This window comes from Solibacillus sp. FSL R7-0668 (genome assembly GCF_038006205.1).
In the GTDB taxonomy this organism is placed as follows: domain Bacteria; phylum Bacillota; class Bacilli; order Bacillales_A; family Planococcaceae; genus Solibacillus.
Genome location: NZ_JBBOUU010000001.1, coordinates 250001 through 267814, shown reverse-complemented (window position 1 = coordinate 267814; position 17814 = coordinate 250001). Strand labels below are relative to the sequence as shown.

Annotated in this window: 9 protein-coding genes, 15 tRNA genes and 2 rRNA genes (1 of these 26 running past the window's edge); 4 read left to right on the top strand and 22 right to left on the bottom strand. The window is 43.1% G+C overall.

The window, feature by feature from the left end:
- Positions 1-60: 60 nt before the first annotated feature.
- Complete coding sequence (locus MKX47_RS01330; RefSeq protein WP_340770258.1) at positions 61-1518, top strand: helix-turn-helix transcriptional regulator; 1458 nt, start codon at positions 61-63, stop codon at positions 1516-1518.
- 223 nt (positions 1519-1741) lie between these two features.
- Here the strand turns inward: MKX47_RS01330 and MKX47_RS01325 are convergent, their stop codons facing one another.
- Complete coding sequence (locus tag MKX47_RS01325) at positions 1742-3589, bottom strand: SLC13 family permease (protein ID WP_340777679.1); 1848 nt, start codon at positions 3587-3589, stop codon at positions 1742-1744.
- 449 nt (positions 3590-4038) lie between these two features.
- Between MKX47_RS01325 and MKX47_RS01320 the strand changes: the two genes are divergently transcribed.
- Together MKX47_RS01320 and MKX47_RS01315 are read left to right on the top strand one after the other, a co-directional pair.
- On the top strand, positions 4039-5529 hold the full coding sequence (locus tag MKX47_RS01320) for a catalase (RefSeq protein ID WP_340770256.1): 1491 nt from the start codon (positions 4039-4041) through the stop codon (positions 5527-5529).
- A 128-nt stretch (positions 5530-5657) separates the two neighbouring features.
- Complete coding sequence (locus MKX47_RS01315; protein ID WP_340770253.1) at positions 5658-6281, top strand: TetR/AcrR family transcriptional regulator; 624 nt, start codon at positions 5658-5660, stop codon at positions 6279-6281.
- 54 nt (positions 6282-6335) lie between these two features.
- Here the strand turns inward: MKX47_RS01315 and MKX47_RS01310 are convergent, their stop codons facing one another.
- The 4 genes from MKX47_RS01310 to MKX47_RS01295 form a co-directional block, all read right to left on the bottom strand.
- Positions 6336-6791 (bottom strand): CoxG family protein, encoded by a 456-nt coding sequence (locus tag MKX47_RS01310; RefSeq protein ID WP_340770251.1) that lies wholly within the window; start codon positions 6789-6791, stop codon positions 6336-6338.
- A 13-nt stretch (positions 6792-6804) separates the two neighbouring features.
- A complete protein-coding gene (locus MKX47_RS01305; RefSeq protein WP_340770249.1) occupies positions 6805-8427 on the bottom strand; it encodes an FAD-binding protein in 1623 nt (540 codons plus the stop codon).
- Positions 8428-8669: 242 nt separating this feature from the next.
- A complete protein-coding gene (locus MKX47_RS01300) occupies positions 8670-9599 on the bottom strand; it encodes an AEC family transporter (protein ID WP_340770246.1) in 930 nt (309 codons plus the stop codon).
- Between the two features lie 153 nt (positions 9600-9752).
- Positions 9753-11573, bottom strand: coding sequence for an S-layer homology domain-containing protein (locus MKX47_RS01295; protein WP_340770243.1), 1821 nt, complete (start codon positions 11571-11573; stop codon positions 9753-9755).
- Between the two features lie 220 nt (positions 11574-11793).
- Between MKX47_RS01295 and MKX47_RS01290 the strand changes: the two genes are divergently transcribed.
- Positions 11794-12867, top strand: coding sequence for an S-layer homology domain-containing protein (locus tag MKX47_RS01290; RefSeq protein WP_340770242.1), 1074 nt, complete (start codon positions 11794-11796; stop codon positions 12865-12867).
- Between the two features lie 292 nt (positions 12868-13159).
- Here the strand turns inward: MKX47_RS01290 and MKX47_RS01285 are convergent.
- The 17 genes from MKX47_RS01285 to MKX47_RS01205 all read right to left on the bottom strand — a co-directional run.
- Positions 13160-13231, bottom strand: a tRNA-Glu gene (locus tag MKX47_RS01285).
- A gap of 2 nt (positions 13232-13233) precedes the next feature.
- Positions 13234-13309, bottom strand: a tRNA-Asn gene (locus tag MKX47_RS01280).
- A gap of 9 nt (positions 13310-13318) precedes the next feature.
- Positions 13319-13395: transfer RNA gene (locus MKX47_RS01275), tRNA-Ile, on the bottom strand.
- A gap of 6 nt (positions 13396-13401) precedes the next feature.
- Positions 13402-13477 (bottom strand) — tRNA-Phe (locus MKX47_RS01270).
- 9 nt (positions 13478-13486) lie between these two features.
- Positions 13487-13562, bottom strand: a tRNA-Asp gene (locus tag MKX47_RS01265).
- A gap of 30 nt (positions 13563-13592) precedes the next feature.
- Positions 13593-13685, bottom strand: a tRNA-Ser gene (locus MKX47_RS01260).
- 19 nt (positions 13686-13704) lie between these two features.
- A tRNA-Ala gene (locus MKX47_RS01255) sits at positions 13705-13780 on the bottom strand.
- A 7-nt stretch (positions 13781-13787) separates the two neighbouring features.
- Positions 13788-13864, bottom strand: a tRNA-Pro gene (locus tag MKX47_RS01250).
- A gap of 23 nt (positions 13865-13887) precedes the next feature.
- Positions 13888-13964 (bottom strand) — tRNA-Arg (locus MKX47_RS01245).
- A gap of 27 nt (positions 13965-13991) precedes the next feature.
- A tRNA-Leu gene (locus MKX47_RS01240) sits at positions 13992-14080 on the bottom strand.
- Positions 14081-14084: 4 nt separating this feature from the next.
- Positions 14085-14159 (bottom strand) — tRNA-Gly (locus MKX47_RS01235).
- A gap of 46 nt (positions 14160-14205) precedes the next feature.
- Positions 14206-14281 (bottom strand) — tRNA-Lys (locus tag MKX47_RS01230).
- 7 nt (positions 14282-14288) lie between these two features.
- Positions 14289-14364 (bottom strand) — tRNA-Thr (locus MKX47_RS01225).
- A 10-nt stretch (positions 14365-14374) separates the two neighbouring features.
- Positions 14375-14450, bottom strand: a tRNA-Val gene (locus MKX47_RS01220).
- Positions 14451-14460: 10 nt separating this feature from the next.
- Positions 14461-14576: ribosomal RNA gene (gene rrf / locus MKX47_RS01215) — 5S ribosomal RNA — on the bottom strand.
- Between the two features lie 60 nt (positions 14577-14636).
- Positions 14637-17564 (bottom strand): 23S ribosomal RNA (locus MKX47_RS01210).
- Positions 17565-17804: 240 nt separating this feature from the next.
- Positions 17805-17814 (bottom strand) — tRNA-Ala (locus MKX47_RS01205) (it continues 66 nt past the right edge of the window).

Sequence of the window (17814 nt, the reverse complement as noted above, 5' to 3'; positions counted from 1 at the left end):
TTTTTAATTATTAATAGTAATTTTATACGAAATAGTATTTTTATAAGGTGGGATGTTAGAATGCGAATTTTACTATTGGAGCGTGACCAAGCTGAAATACAAGGGATTGAGTGGTATTTAAAAAATTATTTTTCAAGTGGCATGCAATTTTCGGGGATTACGGATGTAATGGATTTAGAACAAATGCTTTATTCATTTGAGCCAACAATTTTGATGATTGATGTGACACTTGTCAATGCATATGTGGAGAAGCTACTAAAAAACCGAGCCCTTCACATTATTTGTTTTACCGCACAACCGATTTTTCAGCATGCGATGAAGGCCATCTCGCTGCAAGCAAAGCAATTATTTGTGAAGCCGATTCCTTTAGAGCAGTTAAAGTCGACGCTGATGACGTTACCAGCTCTTGAAAGTACCGTTCCGTTTACGAATTCTGTACAACAAGATGCTCAACTGTACGTTGATTTATTTTTAAATTCACCGGAAATTATTCAGTCGGCACAATCAAAATTTATTTTAATCGAGCCTTCTAATTTTGATTCCAATTTACAGCTTTATCACTGGCTTATGCAGTCACCTATTTTTTCACAACTCACAGCATTTCCATTACAAAAGCGTATCTTATGTTTAATTTCAGGACACGAGCAAGCCCAGCTCATTAAAAACCTACGCTTAGTCATCCGGGAATGGTATACAATGACCGAAGAGTATTTAAATATCGCGATTTATGATGGGCCCGATGCCACTTTACGAGATATGTATGTCGAGGCAAAGGAAGTACTCACACAGCGCTTTTACAAAGGTTATGAGCATGTCTTTTTAACTTCCCAATCCATTTCTTTATCACATTTGGATCCATTACTTTCACCTGAGGAACAGCAGCTTTGGATTACTTCTTTAGAGGAGGGCAATTTAACTGCGGTGAAGCAGTTTTTATATAAATTGACGGCACCGCATCGCTATTACTCTCAAGATGAGGTGCGCATTCATTTGACAAGCATCCTAGCACAAATTCGACGCTTTATGCTGAAATATCATTTACACCATCAAGCCAAAATGGAAACACAGTACCGGGCATTATTTCATTTAATATTGGAACATCCCATTTTATATACCATTGTGCAAGAATTTATTTTATTCACACAGCAATTGATTCAAATTAAATTCGATGCGCAGCAAACGCGTTCTGCCAATTATGCGGAGCTAGCGGTGGAATATATTGAGTCTTGTTATGAAAATAATGAGCTCTCTTTAACAATGATTGCGCAGCATTTAAATATTAACGCCAATTATTTAAGCACGTTGTTTTCTAAAAAGCGTGGGGTCCCGTTAAAAAAATTTTTACAGCAATTTCGCGTACAACAGGCGGCGAAATTATTGCTGGAAACAACCATTCCTATTGGAACAATCGCCGAGTCCGTGGGCTTTTCAGACAGCAATTATTTTATTAAAGTGTTTCGCGACTATTATCATGTCACGCCCTATCGCTATCGAATGGAAAAGGAACGGCAGCGGTAATCAGTGGCTTTTGTTATTGCGGGCATGAGCATGGGCATGAAAAAAACCGCCTCGAAATTTTAGCTGAGGCGGTGAATTATATTTGCGACTTTTTCATTTTATTTGCGATATTTACGGTATATTTGCGATTTCCGGAGTTTATTTGCGAAATTCATGAGATATTTGCGATTTTCTACGGATATTTGCGAATCCCCATAAATACCCATAACTCAAGTTGAAGTAATTAAAACGGAAACAGTAGTGGCACGGCAATCATCATGACAATAAACATAATGATTTGTAGTGGCACACCGACCTTGACGAAATCCATAAATTTATAGCCACCTGCTGTTAAGACAAGTGAGTTCGTTGGCGATGCAATCGGGGTAGCAAAGGCCATACTTGACGCAGTTGCCACGCCAATCATAAAGGTATACGGGTTGGCATCCATTGCGAGTGCTGCTGTAATCGCGATAGGTGAAAATAATACAGCTGTTGCCGTATTACTAACAAACTGCCCGAAGACAACGGTTAAAATATAAATGCCCATTAAGACACCGTATGGGCCGAAATCACCAAGCAGATGAATAATGCCATCTGCTAAAATGGTCATGCCCCCTGTATTTTCAAGCGCTGTGGCCATTGGGAGCATTGCCGCTACAAGCACGATGCTTTCAAAGTTCACCTTACTATAAGCATCATCCATATTGCGTAGACAGCCTGTAATGATCATTAAGACCGCGCCAATCAGTACCGCGATCACCGCATCAAATACTTCAAACACCATTAGGCCAATCATGAATAGCATAATCAGACCCGCAATTGGCGCTTTTCCGCTTGCGGCTGCGGCTCCCGCTTGCTCACGCGGCTGTCCGACAACGACAACATCCTGTGTTTCGCGTGATAATAATTCAATTTCATCCCATGTACCTTGCACTAAAATTGCATCCCCGAAACGCAATCTTTGCTCAGCCATGTTTTTTAGTAAATAATCCCCTTTACGGTTAATTCCTAAAATATTGAGATTATACTTTTCACGGAAGCCAATTTTACTCACCGTTTCGCCGATCAAACGGGATTGGGGGGTCAATAAAATTTCCGCGACGCCAATATTTTTCGAAACTAGTTCCTCGACATTATCTTCAAATGGTTGAATCGTTAGGGAAAAATCCTGTGCAAAGCGCTCCACATCCTGTGCTAATCCTTGAACATACAACTCGTCCCCCGCGTAAATCACACTAGCAGGACCAGCAAGTTCTTGGTACGTCATTGGGCGTAAATTAATCCCCTCCTGTGCAGCACCACGCTTAATTTTCATCACGTAAATATGGTAGGTTGCAGGTAATTTCAAATCGGCCAGCTTTTGATCCATAATCGTTGCGTCTTCACTGACAACAATGCGGAAAAGCTTATCCTGTAAATCATATTCTTTCGCTAATTTTTTAGGTGATAATTTATAGCCTGCACTCGTTTGCGAACGATTTTCTTCATTTGGTAGCAATGTATTGCGCACTAAAACTAAATAGATGATGACGGTAATCGTTGCAATAATGCCAATCGGTGTAATCGTAAAAAATCCTAGCTTTTCAAAGCCATGATCGACTAATGTTTGAGATGCGATTAAGTTTGTCGGTGAAGCAATTAATGTCATCAGTCCAGACATACTGGCAATATAGGAAAGTGGCATTAAAAACTTCGACGGGCTCACCTTAATGCTAAGCGCAATCGATACAACAATCGGTAGCATGAGCGCCACCGTTCCTGTATTACTCATGAACGCCCCTACTGTTGCCACGATGACTAATAACAAAATAAATAAGCGTAATTCACTATCACCCGACCACTTTAATAGGAGATTTCCCGCCATACCCGCGAGTCCTGTACGTAAAATACCGGCGCCCACTACAAATAGCCCGGCAATCATAATGACTACAGAATTCGAAAATCCTGCCAGCGCTTCCTGAGGCGTTAAAATATTTAACACAACAAATGCTAATAGTGCCATAATCGCAACAAGATCTGCCCGTATACGATTTGTTGTAAACAATAGGATAGTCAGCCCTAAAATAATAAATGTTAACGTTAATTGCATAATGCTTTCCTTTCTCACGATATACTCGCCCATCATTATATAGGATAGAACCGAATAACTCTCCCGCTTTCAACAGTTGTCACAGAAAAGATACGGATTCAACCAAAAATTGGACATGACATTTTCAATTATCCTCATCTATTTTCATTATCAGTATAGTAGAAACCTCGATAAGTCATTCAATATTCTATAATTTACTGTCCTTTTAAAATAAAAATAATGTGGCTAATCAAAAGGTTTACGAGATAAATACTACGGGTATTAGTAAAATTGGCGTTTTATAACTAGATTAAACGCGCAAATAAGCACTATAATATATAATTACTATCTTAATATAAAAATTCCTTAAAAAGAATTATTATAATGTGGTAGCAATTATGATTTAGATTTGTTATGATTGTTTACGAAGAGTTTTTCAAAATTAATTTTATTTAGGGGGAAACTTACTTATGACAAATGAACGTTTAACAACGATTACTGGTGCTCCAGTCGTATCAAATGATGATGTACAAACAGCTGGCCGTCGTGGTCCAGTTTTATTACAAGATGTATTTTTAATTGAGAAATTAGCAAACTTCAACCGTGAAGTGATTCCTGAGCGTCGTATGCACGCAAAAGGTTCTGGCGCATTCGGTACATTTACGGTGACGCATGATATTACAAAGTATTCAAAAGCAGCGATTTTCTCAGAGGTTGGGAAGAAAACAGACATGTTCGCCCGCTTTTCTACAGTAGCTGGTGAGCGTGGTGCGGCGGATGCTGAGCGCGATATCCGTGGCTTCTCTTTAAAATTCTACACTGAAGAAGGGAACTGGGATATGGTTGGGAATAACACGCCTGTATTCTTCTTCCGAGACCCATTACACTTCCCAGACTTAAACCACGTTGTAAAGCGTGATCCTAAAACGAATATGCACAACGCCAACTCTAACTGGGATTTCTGGACTTCATTACCTGAGGCATTACACCAAGTAACAATTGTTATGTCTGACCGCGGGATTCCAAATGGCTACCGCAAAATGCACGGCTTCGGCTCTCACACATATTCAATGATCAATGCTGCCGGCGAGCGCGTTTATGTAAAATTCCACTTCCGCACACAGCAAGGCATCGAAAACTTAACAGGTGCAGAAGCATCAGAAGTAATCGGAAAAGACCGCGAATCTTCTCAACGTGATTTATTCGAAGCAATCGAAAAGGGCGATTTCCCGAAATGGAAAATGTACATCCAAGTGATGACAGAAGAGCAAGCACGTAATCACAGAGACGATCCATTCGATTTAACTAAGGTTTGGTTCAAATCTGAATTCCCATTAATCGAAGTAGGTGAATTCGAATTAAACCGCAACCCAGAGAACTACTTCGCTGATGTTGAGCAAGCGGCATTCGCGCCATCTAATGTGGTACCTGGTATCTCATTCTCACCAGACCGCATGTTACAAGCGCGTTTATTCGCTTACCAAGATGCGACTCGTTACCGTTTAGGTGTGAATCACCACCAAATTCCAGTTAACACACCAAAATGCCCATTCATGGTTTATCATCGTGATGGTGCTGGTCGTGCGGATGGTAACCGCGGTTCAGCAGTTACGTATTATCCAAATAGCTACGGTGCATTACAAGGACAATCTCAATACAAAGACCCTGCATTAGCGCTTGATGGCCCAGCTGACATCTATGATTACCGTCAAGATGATGATAACTACTTTGAACAGCCCGGGAAATTATTCCGTCTTCAAACGCCGGAGCAGCAACAACGTTTATTCGAAACAACAGCTGCTGAAATGAATGGTGTAGAGGAATTCATCAAACGTCGCCATATCTTACACTGCTACTTAGCTGATCCAGCATATGGTGAAGGTGTCGCAAAAGCAATGGGGCTATCATTAGAAGGTATGGATCTTTCAAACCCATACAAAAACAGTAGTAGCGTTTATTAATCGCTACCCGATCATGGCTTATTCACCGCAAGTGCTACTATTATAGCGCTTGCGGTTTTTTCATTTGTACCATTCCATATTTTAGTTGTTTTCTGTATGATGAAAGGAACACTATTGGGGGGATTTTTTTGCATGCAAAACAACTAAAACGCCAGCAAATGCTTCAAGCGGCCAAAAAGCTATTTACTGAACATGGCTTCGAGCGCACAACAATGCAAAAAATTGCCGATGAAGCTCATGTTGGTGTCGCCACATTATTTCGTTATTTTCCGAAGAAGGAATTATTAATTATTGAAATTATTATTGAAATTATTGAAAAGATGCAGCCACGCTTTGAAGCCATTACGCGCTCAAATAAAACGGGCTTTGAGAAAATGGAGGACATTTTAAATGCCTATATTGATTATCTGTTTTCTGCTAACCGCGAAGCCGTAACGATTTTAGAGAATTTTGAGTACTATGCCACGTATAATCCGATCGATGAGGCCTTGATTACGGATATTCGAAATGCCTATATGCAGGTTAATCGCTGCATTCATTTGGCATTGCTACAAGGACAAGAGGATGGTTCGATTACACTTGCGCCAGCTGCTCATATAACGGCTCAGACGATGATGAATTTATTTGGGATTGCCGTAAAAAAGCAGGCATTTACAAGCTTCATGCCTTATGAAATCATCACAAGTCCGACGAAAGAACAATTACTTGACGTGAAAAAGATGATCTTAAATTATTTGCAATTAGATACATAAATAAAACCCCTACAACGACTAGTACACTCGTTGTAGGGGTTTCAAGCTTAACGATTAAATTTCGACTTTATTTACTTCAATTAATTTCGCTACAATCGCGTCTGTTAATTCTTCCGCTGTTTGTGGTACGAATTTCACTAAAATTTGATTGATCATTGGACCCATCATACCACCTGCAGTGATATCTAAGTTCCCTGTCATTGTTGTTTCCGTATCGCTAATCGCTTCGGCTTTGAAGTAGCCGCCGCCTTTAAAGTTATCAGACATTCCTGTTAAGTCGAATATAACGCCTGATGGCTCATTCCACTCTCTAATATCAATTTTAAGCTTTACTGTTTTTTTCATGAAGCCTAAATCGCCTTTGAAAGCCCAAGTTGATTCGTTTTCATTAATAATTTCGTGCTCGATATAGCCTGGTACAAGTGGTGCCCAGTTATTCATATCTTTTACGAATTCCCAAATTGTGTTGATATCTAGCGGTACTGCTACTGAATGTGTTCCTGCTGGCATTTTCCGTCACCTCTTAGTTTGATTTTGCTGCGTGTTCGCCTGCTAAATAACCGAATACCATACCTGGTCCGATTGTTCCGCCTGCGCTTGGATAAATTGGGCCAAGTGGATTTGCTGAAGCGTTTCCAGCTGCATATAAGCCTTTAATTGGCTCACCCGCAAAGTTGACTACTTGTCCATTTTCATCGATTTTTGGTCCGCCATTTGTTCCTAATGCACCTGCGTAAATTGGTAATGCGTAGAATGGACCTTTTTCAATTGTGCCGATATTTGCTTCTGGGCTACCGCCGCCACCTGTTAAGTTTTCAAATTGAACTGTGCCACGGTGGAAGTCTGGGTCTTCTTTTTGAGCTGCATAGCTATTCCACTTTGCAACTTCATCTTCTAAATTATCTGCATTTACACCGATTTTTTCCGCTAATTCACGGATTGTTGATGCTTGATCTACCCACTCTGGAGCTGGATCACCCGGTGTCATGGTAATGATTAATTCACGGTCTTTTAATTGTTGGTCAAAAATCATCCAAACTGGCCCTTTGTTCGGGAAGTCTACCGCAACTGGGTCATAGTTTGCCATCGCACGTGGCATGTCATTGTAAGTTGTGCCCTCATGTACGAAGCGACGACCATACTTGTTCACGACGATTGAGTTTGGTCCCATACGTCCGCCACCAAGCTGTGCCATTACTTTATCTTCGTATTCGAATGTTGGGTCAACCATTGCTGGGTACCACCATGCTTCACTCATATTATCTAACGCCGCGCCAGCTTTCATCGCCATCATAAGCGCATCTCCTTCGTTACCTGGAGGAGAAACTGGGTGCGTAATGTCCATTTTTAAGAATGCTTTCGTTAATTGCTTATTCCATTCGAAACCACCCGAAGCTAAAATAACCCCTTTATTCGCTTTGAAGTATTTTGTTTCGCCATCAGCAGTTTCTGCAATCACGCCGATGATTTCTTTATTGTCGCCAAGGACAAGCTCCTTACCAGCTGTGTTTAATAATGTTTCCACACCGCGGTCTAAGCAGCCTTTAAATAGTGATGCGATTAAAGAACGACCCATCGTTACGATATTGTTTTGCATACGCTCTGCAATCATTTGGAAGTCAATGCCACCAACTGCGCCACCCTCTGCTAATGTTAGCGGTGGGAAAATTGGGTTTTGGCGTAAATGCATACCCCAATCGCCAATTTCATTTAAGTCAAATGGTCTTGGATCTAAAGAGCGTGTCCCATTTTGTAAAGCTTCTGGTAAATTTCTGTAGTATTCTGGATAGCCTTTTGGTGTTTCAAAGCGTAATGGTGTTTTGTCGTGTAACGCTTGGAAAACTTCTGGCCCTTTATCGACAAAGCGCTCAATCATATGATCTTCTGCGCGCCCTAATGTTAATCGTTTAATATAGTTAATCGCATCTTCACGATTGTCCTCATACCCCGCTTCTTTCATATAGTGGTTATTTGGCACCCAAGGAACCCCACCAGAATAAGCAGTTGTTCCACCGATTTGATGTGTTTTTTCTAACACTAATACCGATGCACCATTGTCAGCCGCTGCTACTGCCGCTGATAATGCAGCCCCACCTGTACCTAGAACGATCACGTCAACTTCTTTTTCCCATTGAATATTTGTCATTTTGTATTCGCTCCCTTCGCTAAATGATAGCGTTACTATCACTATCATTATGTTTCAAAATGTATTATTTTTCAACATAAAACAGCGAAAATAATTCATAAAGTACAAAATATAGACTATCGAATTACATGAAAAATAGGAATATATTAATTTTTTTATTTCTACACATTTAAAATCAGATTTGTATTAAATTTGAAAATAGAAAAAAAGCACGTGCTGGGAATGATTCCCCAAACCGTGCTTTAAACGAATAATATAGTAGAAACATAAATTACAACCGTTACGGTCAAGCAGCTAATAATGGTTGAAAATAATACCGTTTGTGCGGCTGTTGCCGATTCAATATCGTACTCTAATGCCAGACTCGAGCTATTGCGCGACGTTGGGAACGCACTCGCAATAAATAAGGATTGTGCGACCACACCATCTAACCCCATAGCAAAAATAATGAGCAATGCCACTGCCGGACCAATGACTAAGCGGGTAAAGCAGCTGACAAAAATCGTTTTATTAAACATTGTACGCATTTCAATTGTTGATAGCTGTGCCCCCAATGTAATCAAAGCGACTGCCACAAAACCGTCTGCAATATGATGCATCGGAATGCTGAAGGTTTCTGGAATGGGCACATTGAAAAAGTTCAACAATGCCCCCAGAACAAGCGCATGGACAATGGGCATTTTTAAAAAATCTCGTAAAATAGCTAATCCTGATTTTGTTGAAGAGATCAAATTGTACAAACCATATGTATACGTCGTCATATTTTGAAAGATAACGAGTATGACCTGAATGGCTACTCCGATGGGCTGCGTGGCAAAAATCATTTGCGCAACGGGAATGCCGTAATTCCCTGAGTTGATTAGAACGACACTATTTTTAAACACCGCTCCCTCTTTTTTATCCAGCTTCATCAGCTTGGCTAATAGCTGACTTAGGAGCATTTGTGAGCCAATAAAGAGCACGATAAATGCCGTAATTTGTCCGACTACACTAAGTTCAACGGAGGTTTCGTAAATATTAATAAAGACCGCTGCTGGCATAAAGCAATAGGTAATCAGCTGAGACAGTGCCTTCAAATTAAATTGAAACTTCCGCTGCAAGATTGCTCCAACAACGAGCAGCACTAAAATCGGTGCAACGATCTTGAAGAAAATCATCGATAAATATTCCATATGCACGCTCCTTTTGTGCCTCATTTCTCTAGTTGTTTATTATAGCGCATTTTTTCGTTCATGCGTTTGAAGTTTGATCATTTAACGTGGAAAACGCCTATGATCTTAAAGATCATAGACGCATATTTCACCCTAGATTAAGAGTTCAAGATTTTATAAATAATCAATGGCTTTCAGTGCGTTGTAGAATAGCTCAGCAAACTCACCGCGTGTTAATTCCTTCGTTGGTCCAAAGGAATCCGCCGCATTGACAACGCCGAATAGCTCTAAAATGGCGATGCTTTGACGTGCCTCTAGCGATAAATACGTAATATCCTTAAAGCTCGATGGGAATCCGCTGTATGCTCTTGAGACATCTCGATTTAAGTAACGATACATATTGGCAATCATAATGGCTGCTTCCTGCTTAGTTACAGCCCCTTCACCATTGAAGTACGAAGAAGTGAAGCCACTCATAATCCCAGCTTCTAATAAGCCCTGTACCTGTTGAAGGTCTCGTTCATTTTTAACGTCTTGATAGCTCGACTTACTAGCGCTCGATAAACCTAGTGCTGTCGCCATCATGGACGCCGCTTCAAATTTCGTCACTTGCTTATAGCTTTGCGATAATCGCGGTTTGGCCTCAAATAAAATGCCTCGTTTCGCTAATTCACGCATCGCTGTACCTTGTGCATTATTCGGAAGGTCGCTATAGGCAGGCGCTGCTGTTGCTTTAAATGTTCCGCTTGTTTTTGTTCGAATAATAAAGCTTGAACCCTCTATTTTAAAGGAAGCTGATGAACTCGATTCGGCTACTCGTTCAATAATTTGTGAAGCATTGCCATTCAATACGTTAAATGGCACATGGATTTCTACATATTCTGAAAACGTTTTTGCCTGCTTGCCTTGTTTAAATTGAATGTTCAACTGATTGTTCGTGACATTTACTGTCACACCCACTGTTGCTGTTGCCGCATATAAATCAGCCGATGGAATGACGATTTCGATGTCATCAGCCTTTAAGATTTTGCTGCGGTCCTTAATACTTTGTGCCTGTGTTGTCGTAATCGACGCGGTATAACGTCCATTTTGATATTTCATTGTTTCATAGGTTGTCCAGTCCGTTGATGGTGTGTATGAAGACGATGACGAGTCTGTCTCCGAATCATCTGGGATATAAATGGAATCGTATTTCGGTTTTTCAATAACGATCCCGCCAGGCTTGATGTCATGAATGTAGTCCGGGTAATACGTATACACCAAATCAATATATTTCGGATCTTTCCACATCGTCTCTAATCGCACAAGCTTTTCGTACGTAGTAACATGTTTCTTTGCCTCAGTAGATAAGTTATTGTAATACGCACGTGCCTTCGCAATTTCAGCCTGCGTTGAATTGCGGGTAATGTCATTCATGTACACATCGAATGCATTGGCATCGAGCTTGGCCTGCTTCACAACGGTATTGTCATAAATGATTTTGTTTTCAGCATCGATTAATTTCTGTAAATTCGTTACGTATTCCTTCGCCAATTGACTTAAGGCATTATACGCGATCCGAATATTTTTAACTTGTGCCTCTGTGTAGCTGCTTGTAATGCGGTCGATGCGGTCTTGAACGACAGCCGCTTCTTTTTTGGCGATTTCAGTAAGTTCTTCGATGCGCGTTTCATAATAAACTAACGCTTCTAACGTACTTTTCGAAATGTATTTTTTCGCAGCTTCTGATAATGCGTCATATGCTGTACGTGCTGCGATAATTTCTACTGCCGTTGATTCATTAGATAATTCTGCTATTAATCTTGTTACTTCTTCTGCTGCGGCTTTATCTTTTGCATCCGCTTCTTCATTTTCTTTATCTTCAAGGGCTATTAATAAGCCGTCTAGAGATTTAGCAAAACTAACCGTCTCCTCAGCCGCCATCGCCCCATCAGCCACAACAACACTAGCCGGCACCGCAACCAGTGCTGCTAAGATTTTTTTCGATTGGTTCATGTATGACACAACTCCTTCTCATTTCTCTCTATATACAAAATTATATTACTTATTATATCGGCAAACATCCCATAATTTAGAACAATAATAGACAAAGAACTAAGAAAATAGAAGCTTTTAGCAATCGCTATCCAATACATCACCCCAAACTCACTCGATTTGCAGGAACAAACGATACATGATACTGTAAAATAAAACCAAGCATAGAGGAGGAACAGTTGTGAAACGTTATTTTATCGCGATTTTTTGTGCGATTCTTTGCCTCGGTAGCTTGACACTGCCAGCCGATAAAGCCGAAGCAAAACAACTATTTAAAGACATCCCGAAGAGCCATTACGCCTCCGAAGCCATTCAGTGGGCGTATGAATTTGATATTATCAACGGCTATCCTGATGGCACATTTCGTCCCAATCAGGCCGTAACCGAGCAGCAATTTGCCCAAATATTCGCCAATTATTTTGATTTAGAACCTACTGCAGAGGAGCTCGATAAATTTTCCAAAAAGCCCATTGCCTCCGATGCCATTTATAATACGCTCGCTACCTATCAAGTCCCGCTAAATGGCTATTTCGATAATCAAATACGAAACGCAGCCATCACTCGCGGAACAGTCGCCCAAGCCCTTGCGTACATGCTCAACGGTGATACAACACTAAATGCATCCATACAATTTTTATTGGACTATCACATCACCTCGGGACAAAACCCGAAGTATGAAAACACCAATCTCCAGCGTTATTTCGGTACTACGAATAATTTAACGCGTGCACAGCTGGTCGTTTTCTTTCACAAGCTACAAGCAAAAAGCTTTTTCTATATTTCCCCTGAAGCCGACCAAAGCTTTGAAAACACAGAGCAATACGCACTCAATAAGCGCGCAAACTTAGCCCGCAATATGCTCGACAAATCACTAAGAAAAGGCTCCAATTGGTCTACTGAAGGAAACAACAAACCAAGCAAAACGTGGAATGGCGAATACACTTATTTCTACAGCTATGGAAAGGGGGATCTCGATTCACGTGGCCGTATCTTATCAATTACGGACAGTTCCAAATCCAGCTTTAATGTCATGTATTACACATACGATGGTTGGAATTCGGGTACTGTTGAAGGCGTAGCAACAATCGTCTCAGATAAAAAAGCACGCCTCAACAAAACATCTGAAGGCACACGCTGTGTCATTGAATTTGAAAAAGTCGGGGTAAATTCTATTAAAACAACTGAATTTTATTGTGAAGGTGGTCGTGATAAAGGGACAAACTTTAATGGTACCTTAACACTTGAAACGAACTAACTTTTTTCTTAATTATTTTTAGAGGATGAATGAAGTGAACGAGGTGTTGGTGTTTTTGCATAAATCTGTGCAGATCATTAGCACCTTATCCGTTTCTATGTATATTGAGCGAGCTAGAACTATCTTGCTCTTGGTTTGTGGATATTTGTAAATTTTTGGTTTTGTTTGCGAATTAGCGCGCATATTTTCGAATACCAAAAAATCACATAATCATTTCAATTTGAACCTATTTTTAATTTTCTTAACATCAAAAAAACACATCGCATTAGCGATGTGTTTTTCTTTTAATGTATGACCCGTACGGGATTCGAACCCGTGTTACCGCCGTGAAAGGGCGGTGTCTTAACCGCTTGACCAACGGGCCAATGGCTCCGAAGGCAGGACTCGAACCTGCGACCTGCCGATTAACAGCCGGATGCTCTACCAACTGAGCTACTTCGGAAACATACTATGGTGGGCCTAAATGGACTCGAACCATCGACCTCACGCTTATCAGGCGTGCGCTCTAACCAGCTGAGCTATAGGCCCATACTATGGTGGGTTTGGACGGAATCGAACCGCCGACACTTAGAGCTTCAATCTAATGCTCTACCAACTGAGCTACAAACCCACAAAAAAATGGCGGTCCCGACCGGGATCGAACCGGCGATCTCCTGCGTGACAGGCAGGCATGTTAACCGCTACACCACGGGACCAACATATTAGTTACTACTTATAAAATTAAATGGAGGAGGTAGAGGGATTCGAACCCCCGCGCGGTGTTACCCGCCTGTCGGTTTTCAAGACCGATCCCTTCAGCCGAACTTGGGTATACCTCCAAAGGGAAAATAAAATATATGGTGGAGCCTAGCGGGATCGAACCGCTGACCTCCTGCGTGCAAGGCAGGCGCTCTCCCAGCTGAGCTAAGGCCCCATTATAATGGTCGGAATGACAGGATTCGAACCTACGACCCCTTGGTCCCAAACCAAGTGCTCTACCAAGCTGAGCTACATTCCGATCTGTCATTTTAAAAATATATATGGCGCGCCCGACAGGAGTCGAACCCATAACCTTTTGATCCGTAGTCAAACGCTCTATCCAATTGAGCTACGGGCGCTAAAACTACTTGTTGTTATTTTTAAAATGGTGCCGAGGGCCGGAATCGAACCGGCACGGTGATCACTCACCGCAGGATTTTAAGTCCTGTGCGTCTGCCAGTTCCGCCACCCCGGCATTTTGGAGCGGAAGACGAGGTTCGAACTCGCGACCCCCACCTTGGCAAGGTGGTGTTCTACCACTGAACTACTTCCGCAAAATGCTTAGAATTTATATTCTGACAGTATGTAAATTTATAAAACTGGTGAGCCATGAAGGACTCGAACCTTCGACCCTCTGATTAAAAGTCAGATGCTCTACCAACTGAGCTAATGGCTCTCTAAAATGGTGCCGGCGAAAGGAGTCGAACCCTCGACCTACTGATTACAAGTCAGTTGCTCTACCAACTGAGCTACACCGGCATTTTAGATATGGTGGAGGATGACGGGCTCGAACCGCCGACCCCCTGCTTGTAAGGCAGGTGCTCTCCCAGCTGAGCTAATCCTCCTGGGTAAATAACCTAGCGACGTCCTACTCTCACAGGGGGAAACCCCCAACTACCATCGGCGCTAAAGAGCTTAACTTCCGTGTTCGGTATGGGAACGGGTGTGACCTCTTTGCCATCATCACTAGATTATTTGAAAGAATCATTCTTTCAAAACTGGATAAACGTTTCATTGATGTTCGTAAACATGTGGTTAAGTCCTCGACCGATTAGTATTCGTCAGCTACATGTGTCGCCACACTTCCACCTCGAACCTATCTACCTGATCGTCTTTCAGGGGTCTTACTTACTTGCGTAATGGGAAATCTCATCTTGAGGGGGGCTTCATGCTTAGATGCTTTCAGCACTTATCCCGTCCACACATAGCTACCCAGCGATGCCTTTGGCAAGACAACTGGTACACCAGCGGTGTGTCCATCCCGGTCCTCTCGTACTAAGGACAGCTCCTCTCAAATTTCCTACGCCCACGACGGATAGGGACCGAACTGTCTCACGACGTTCTGAACCCAGCTCGCGTACCGCTTTAATGGGCGAACAGCCCAACCCTTGGGACCGACTACAGCCCCAGGATGCGATGAGCCGACATCGAGGTGCCAAACCTCCCCGTCGATGTGGACTCTTGGGGGAGATAAGCCTGTTATCCCCGGGGTAGCTTTTATCCGTTGAGCGATGGCCCTTCCATGCGGAACCACCGGATCACTAAGCCCGTCTTTCGACCCTGCTCGACTTGTAGGTCTCGCAGTCAAGCTCCCTTATGCCTTTACACTCTGCGAATGATTTCCAACCATTCTGAGGGAACCTTTGGGCGCCTCCGTTACCTTTTAGGAGGCGACCGCCCCAGTCAAACTGTCCGCCTGACACTGTCTCCTACCCCGCTAAGGGGCATGGGTTAGAAGTTCAATACAACCAGGGTAGTATCCCACCGACGCCTCCTTCGAAGCTGGCGCTCCGAGATCTCTGGCTCCTACCTATCCTGTACAAGTTGTACCAAAATTCAATATCAAGCTACAGTAAAGCTCCACGGGGTCTTTCCGTCCTGTCGCGGGTAACCTGCATCTTCACAGGTACTATAATTTCACCGAGTCTCTCGTTGAGACAGTGCCCAGATCGTTACGCCTTTCGTGCGGGTCGGAACTTACCCGACAAGGAATTTCGCTACCTTAGGACCGTTATAGTTACGGCCGCCGTTTACTGGGGCTTCAATTCGCAGCTTCGCTTGCGCTAACCACTCCTCTTAACCTTCCAGCACCGGGCAGGCGTCAGCCCCTATACGTCACCTTACGGTTTTGCAGAGACCTGTGTTTTTGCTAAACAGTCGCCTGGGCCTATTCACTGCGGCTCTCGTGCGCTTGCACGCTCAAGAGCACCCCTTCTCCCGAAGTTACGGGGTCATTTTGCCGAGTTCCTTAACGAGAGTTCTCTCGCACACCTTAGGATTCTCTCCTCGACTACCTGTGTCGGTTTGCGGTACGGGTACCTCCCACCTCGATAGAGGCTTTTCTTGGCAGTGTGAGATCAGGAACTTCCTCCATACGGAGTCGTCATCACAGCTCAATGTTACAGTACGCGGATTTGCCTACGCACACACCTTACTGCTTGAACAGAGACAACCAACGCTCTGCTTACCCTACCCTACTGCGTCCCCCCATTTCTCAAACGGTGGGGAGGTAGTACAGGAATATCAACCTGTTGTCCATCGCCTACGCCTATCGGCCTCGGCTTAGGTCCCGACTAACCCTGAGCGGACGAGCCTTCCTCAGGAAACCTTAGTCATACGGTGCATGGGATTCTCACCCATGTTTCGCTACTCATACCGGCATTCTCACTTCTAAGCGCTCCACCAGTCCTTCCGGTCTGACTTCAACGCCCTTAGAACGCTCTCCTACCACGCATACCAACGGTATGCATCCACAGCTTCGGTGAATCGTTTAGCCCCGATACATTTTCGGCGCAGCGTCACTCGACCAGTGAGCTATTACGCACTCTTTAAATGATGGCTGCTTCTAAGCCAACATCCTGGTTGTCTAAGCAACGCCACATCCTTTTCCACTTAACGATTACTTTGGGACCTTAGCTGGTGGTCTGGGCTGTTTCCCTCTTGACTACGGATCTTATCACTCGCAGTCTGACTCCCGTGTATAAATATCCGGCATTCGGAGTTTGTCTGAATTCGGTAAAGCGAGATGCCCCCCTAGTCCAAACAGTGCTCTACCTCCGGTATTCTTCATCACGAGGCTAGCCCTAAAGCTATTTCGGAGAGAACCAGCTATCTCCAAGTTCGATTGGAATTTCTCCGCTACCCACACCTCATCCCCGCACTTTTCAACGTACGTGGGTTCGGACCTCCAGTAAGTGTTACCTCACCTTCATCCTGGACATGGGTAGATCACCTGGTTTCGGGTCTACGACTACATACTAATTCGCCCTATTCAGACTCGCTTTCGCTGCGGCTCCGTCTTCTCAACTTAACCTCGCACGTAATCGTAACTCGCCGGTTCATTCTACAAAAGGCACGCTATCACCCATTAACGGGCTCTAACTACTTGTAGGCACACGGTTTCAGGTTCTATTTCACTCCCCTTCCGGGGTGCTTTTCACCTTTCCCTCACGGTACTGGTTCACTATCGGTCACTAGGTAGTATTTAGCCTTGGGAGATGGTCCTCCCGGATTCCGACGGAATTTCACGTGTTCCGCCGTACTCAGGATCCACTCTGGAGGGAATGACTTTTTGGCTACAGGGCTGTTACCTTCTCTTGCGGACCTTTCCAAGTCGCTTCGCCTAAATCATTCTTTTGTAACTCCGTATAGAGTGTCCTACAACCCCAAAGAGCAAGCTCTTTGGTTTGGGCTCTTCCCGTTTCGCTCGCCGCTACTCAGGGAATCGAATTTTCTTTCTGTTCCTGCAGGTACTTAGATGTTTCAGTTCCCTGCGTCTGTCCTCATCACGCTATGTATTCACGTGTAGATACTATCCGATTAAAGATAGTGGGTTCCCCCATTCGGAAATCCCCGGATCAAAGCTTACTTACAGCTCCCCGAGGCATATCGGTGTTAGTGCCGTCCTTCATCGACTCCTAGTGCCAAGGCATCCACCGTGCGCCCTTATTAACTTAACCGTTGGCTTCCAATACACGGCGTATTTCGTCGTCAGCTGCATTTGTTCATTCAGTCACGTACATAGGTACGCTCCTTCCTTCACTCAATTGCTTCCTAGAACTACTTGTGTCTTGAAATCCTTAATTAGTTACTACATATCTTATAAAAGATACGATTTAAGAACTTGCACGATCAATTTCTTGATCTATGTTTGTTTATTACTTATCAATGTCGTTTTATCCAGTTTTCAAAGAACAAATTGGTGGAGCC

Coding starts and splice junctions, on each gene's coding strand:
- MKX47_RS01325 (WP_340777679.1), bottom strand. CDS start 3,589: ATGCAATTAACGTTAACATTTATTATTTTAGGGCTGACTATCCTATTG.
- MKX47_RS01300 (WP_340770246.1), bottom strand. CDS start 9,599: ATGGAATATTTATCGATGATTTTCTTCAAGATCGTTGCACCGATTTTA.
- MKX47_RS01305 (WP_340770249.1), bottom strand. CDS start 8,427: ATGACAAATATTCAATGGGAAAAAGAAGTTGACGTGATCGTTCTAGGT.
- MKX47_RS01295 (WP_340770243.1), bottom strand. CDS start 11,573: ATGAACCAATCGAAAAAAATCTTAGCAGCACTGGTTGCGGTGCCGGCT.
- MKX47_RS01330 (WP_340770258.1), top strand. CDS start 61: ATGCGAATTTTACTATTGGAGCGTGACCAAGCTGAAATACAAGGGATT.
- MKX47_RS01320 (WP_340770256.1), top strand. CDS start 4,039: ATGACAAATGAACGTTTAACAACGATTACTGGTGCTCCAGTCGTATCA.
- MKX47_RS01310 (WP_340770251.1), bottom strand. CDS start 6,791: ATGCCAGCAGGAACACATTCAGTAGCAGTACCGCTAGATATCAACACA.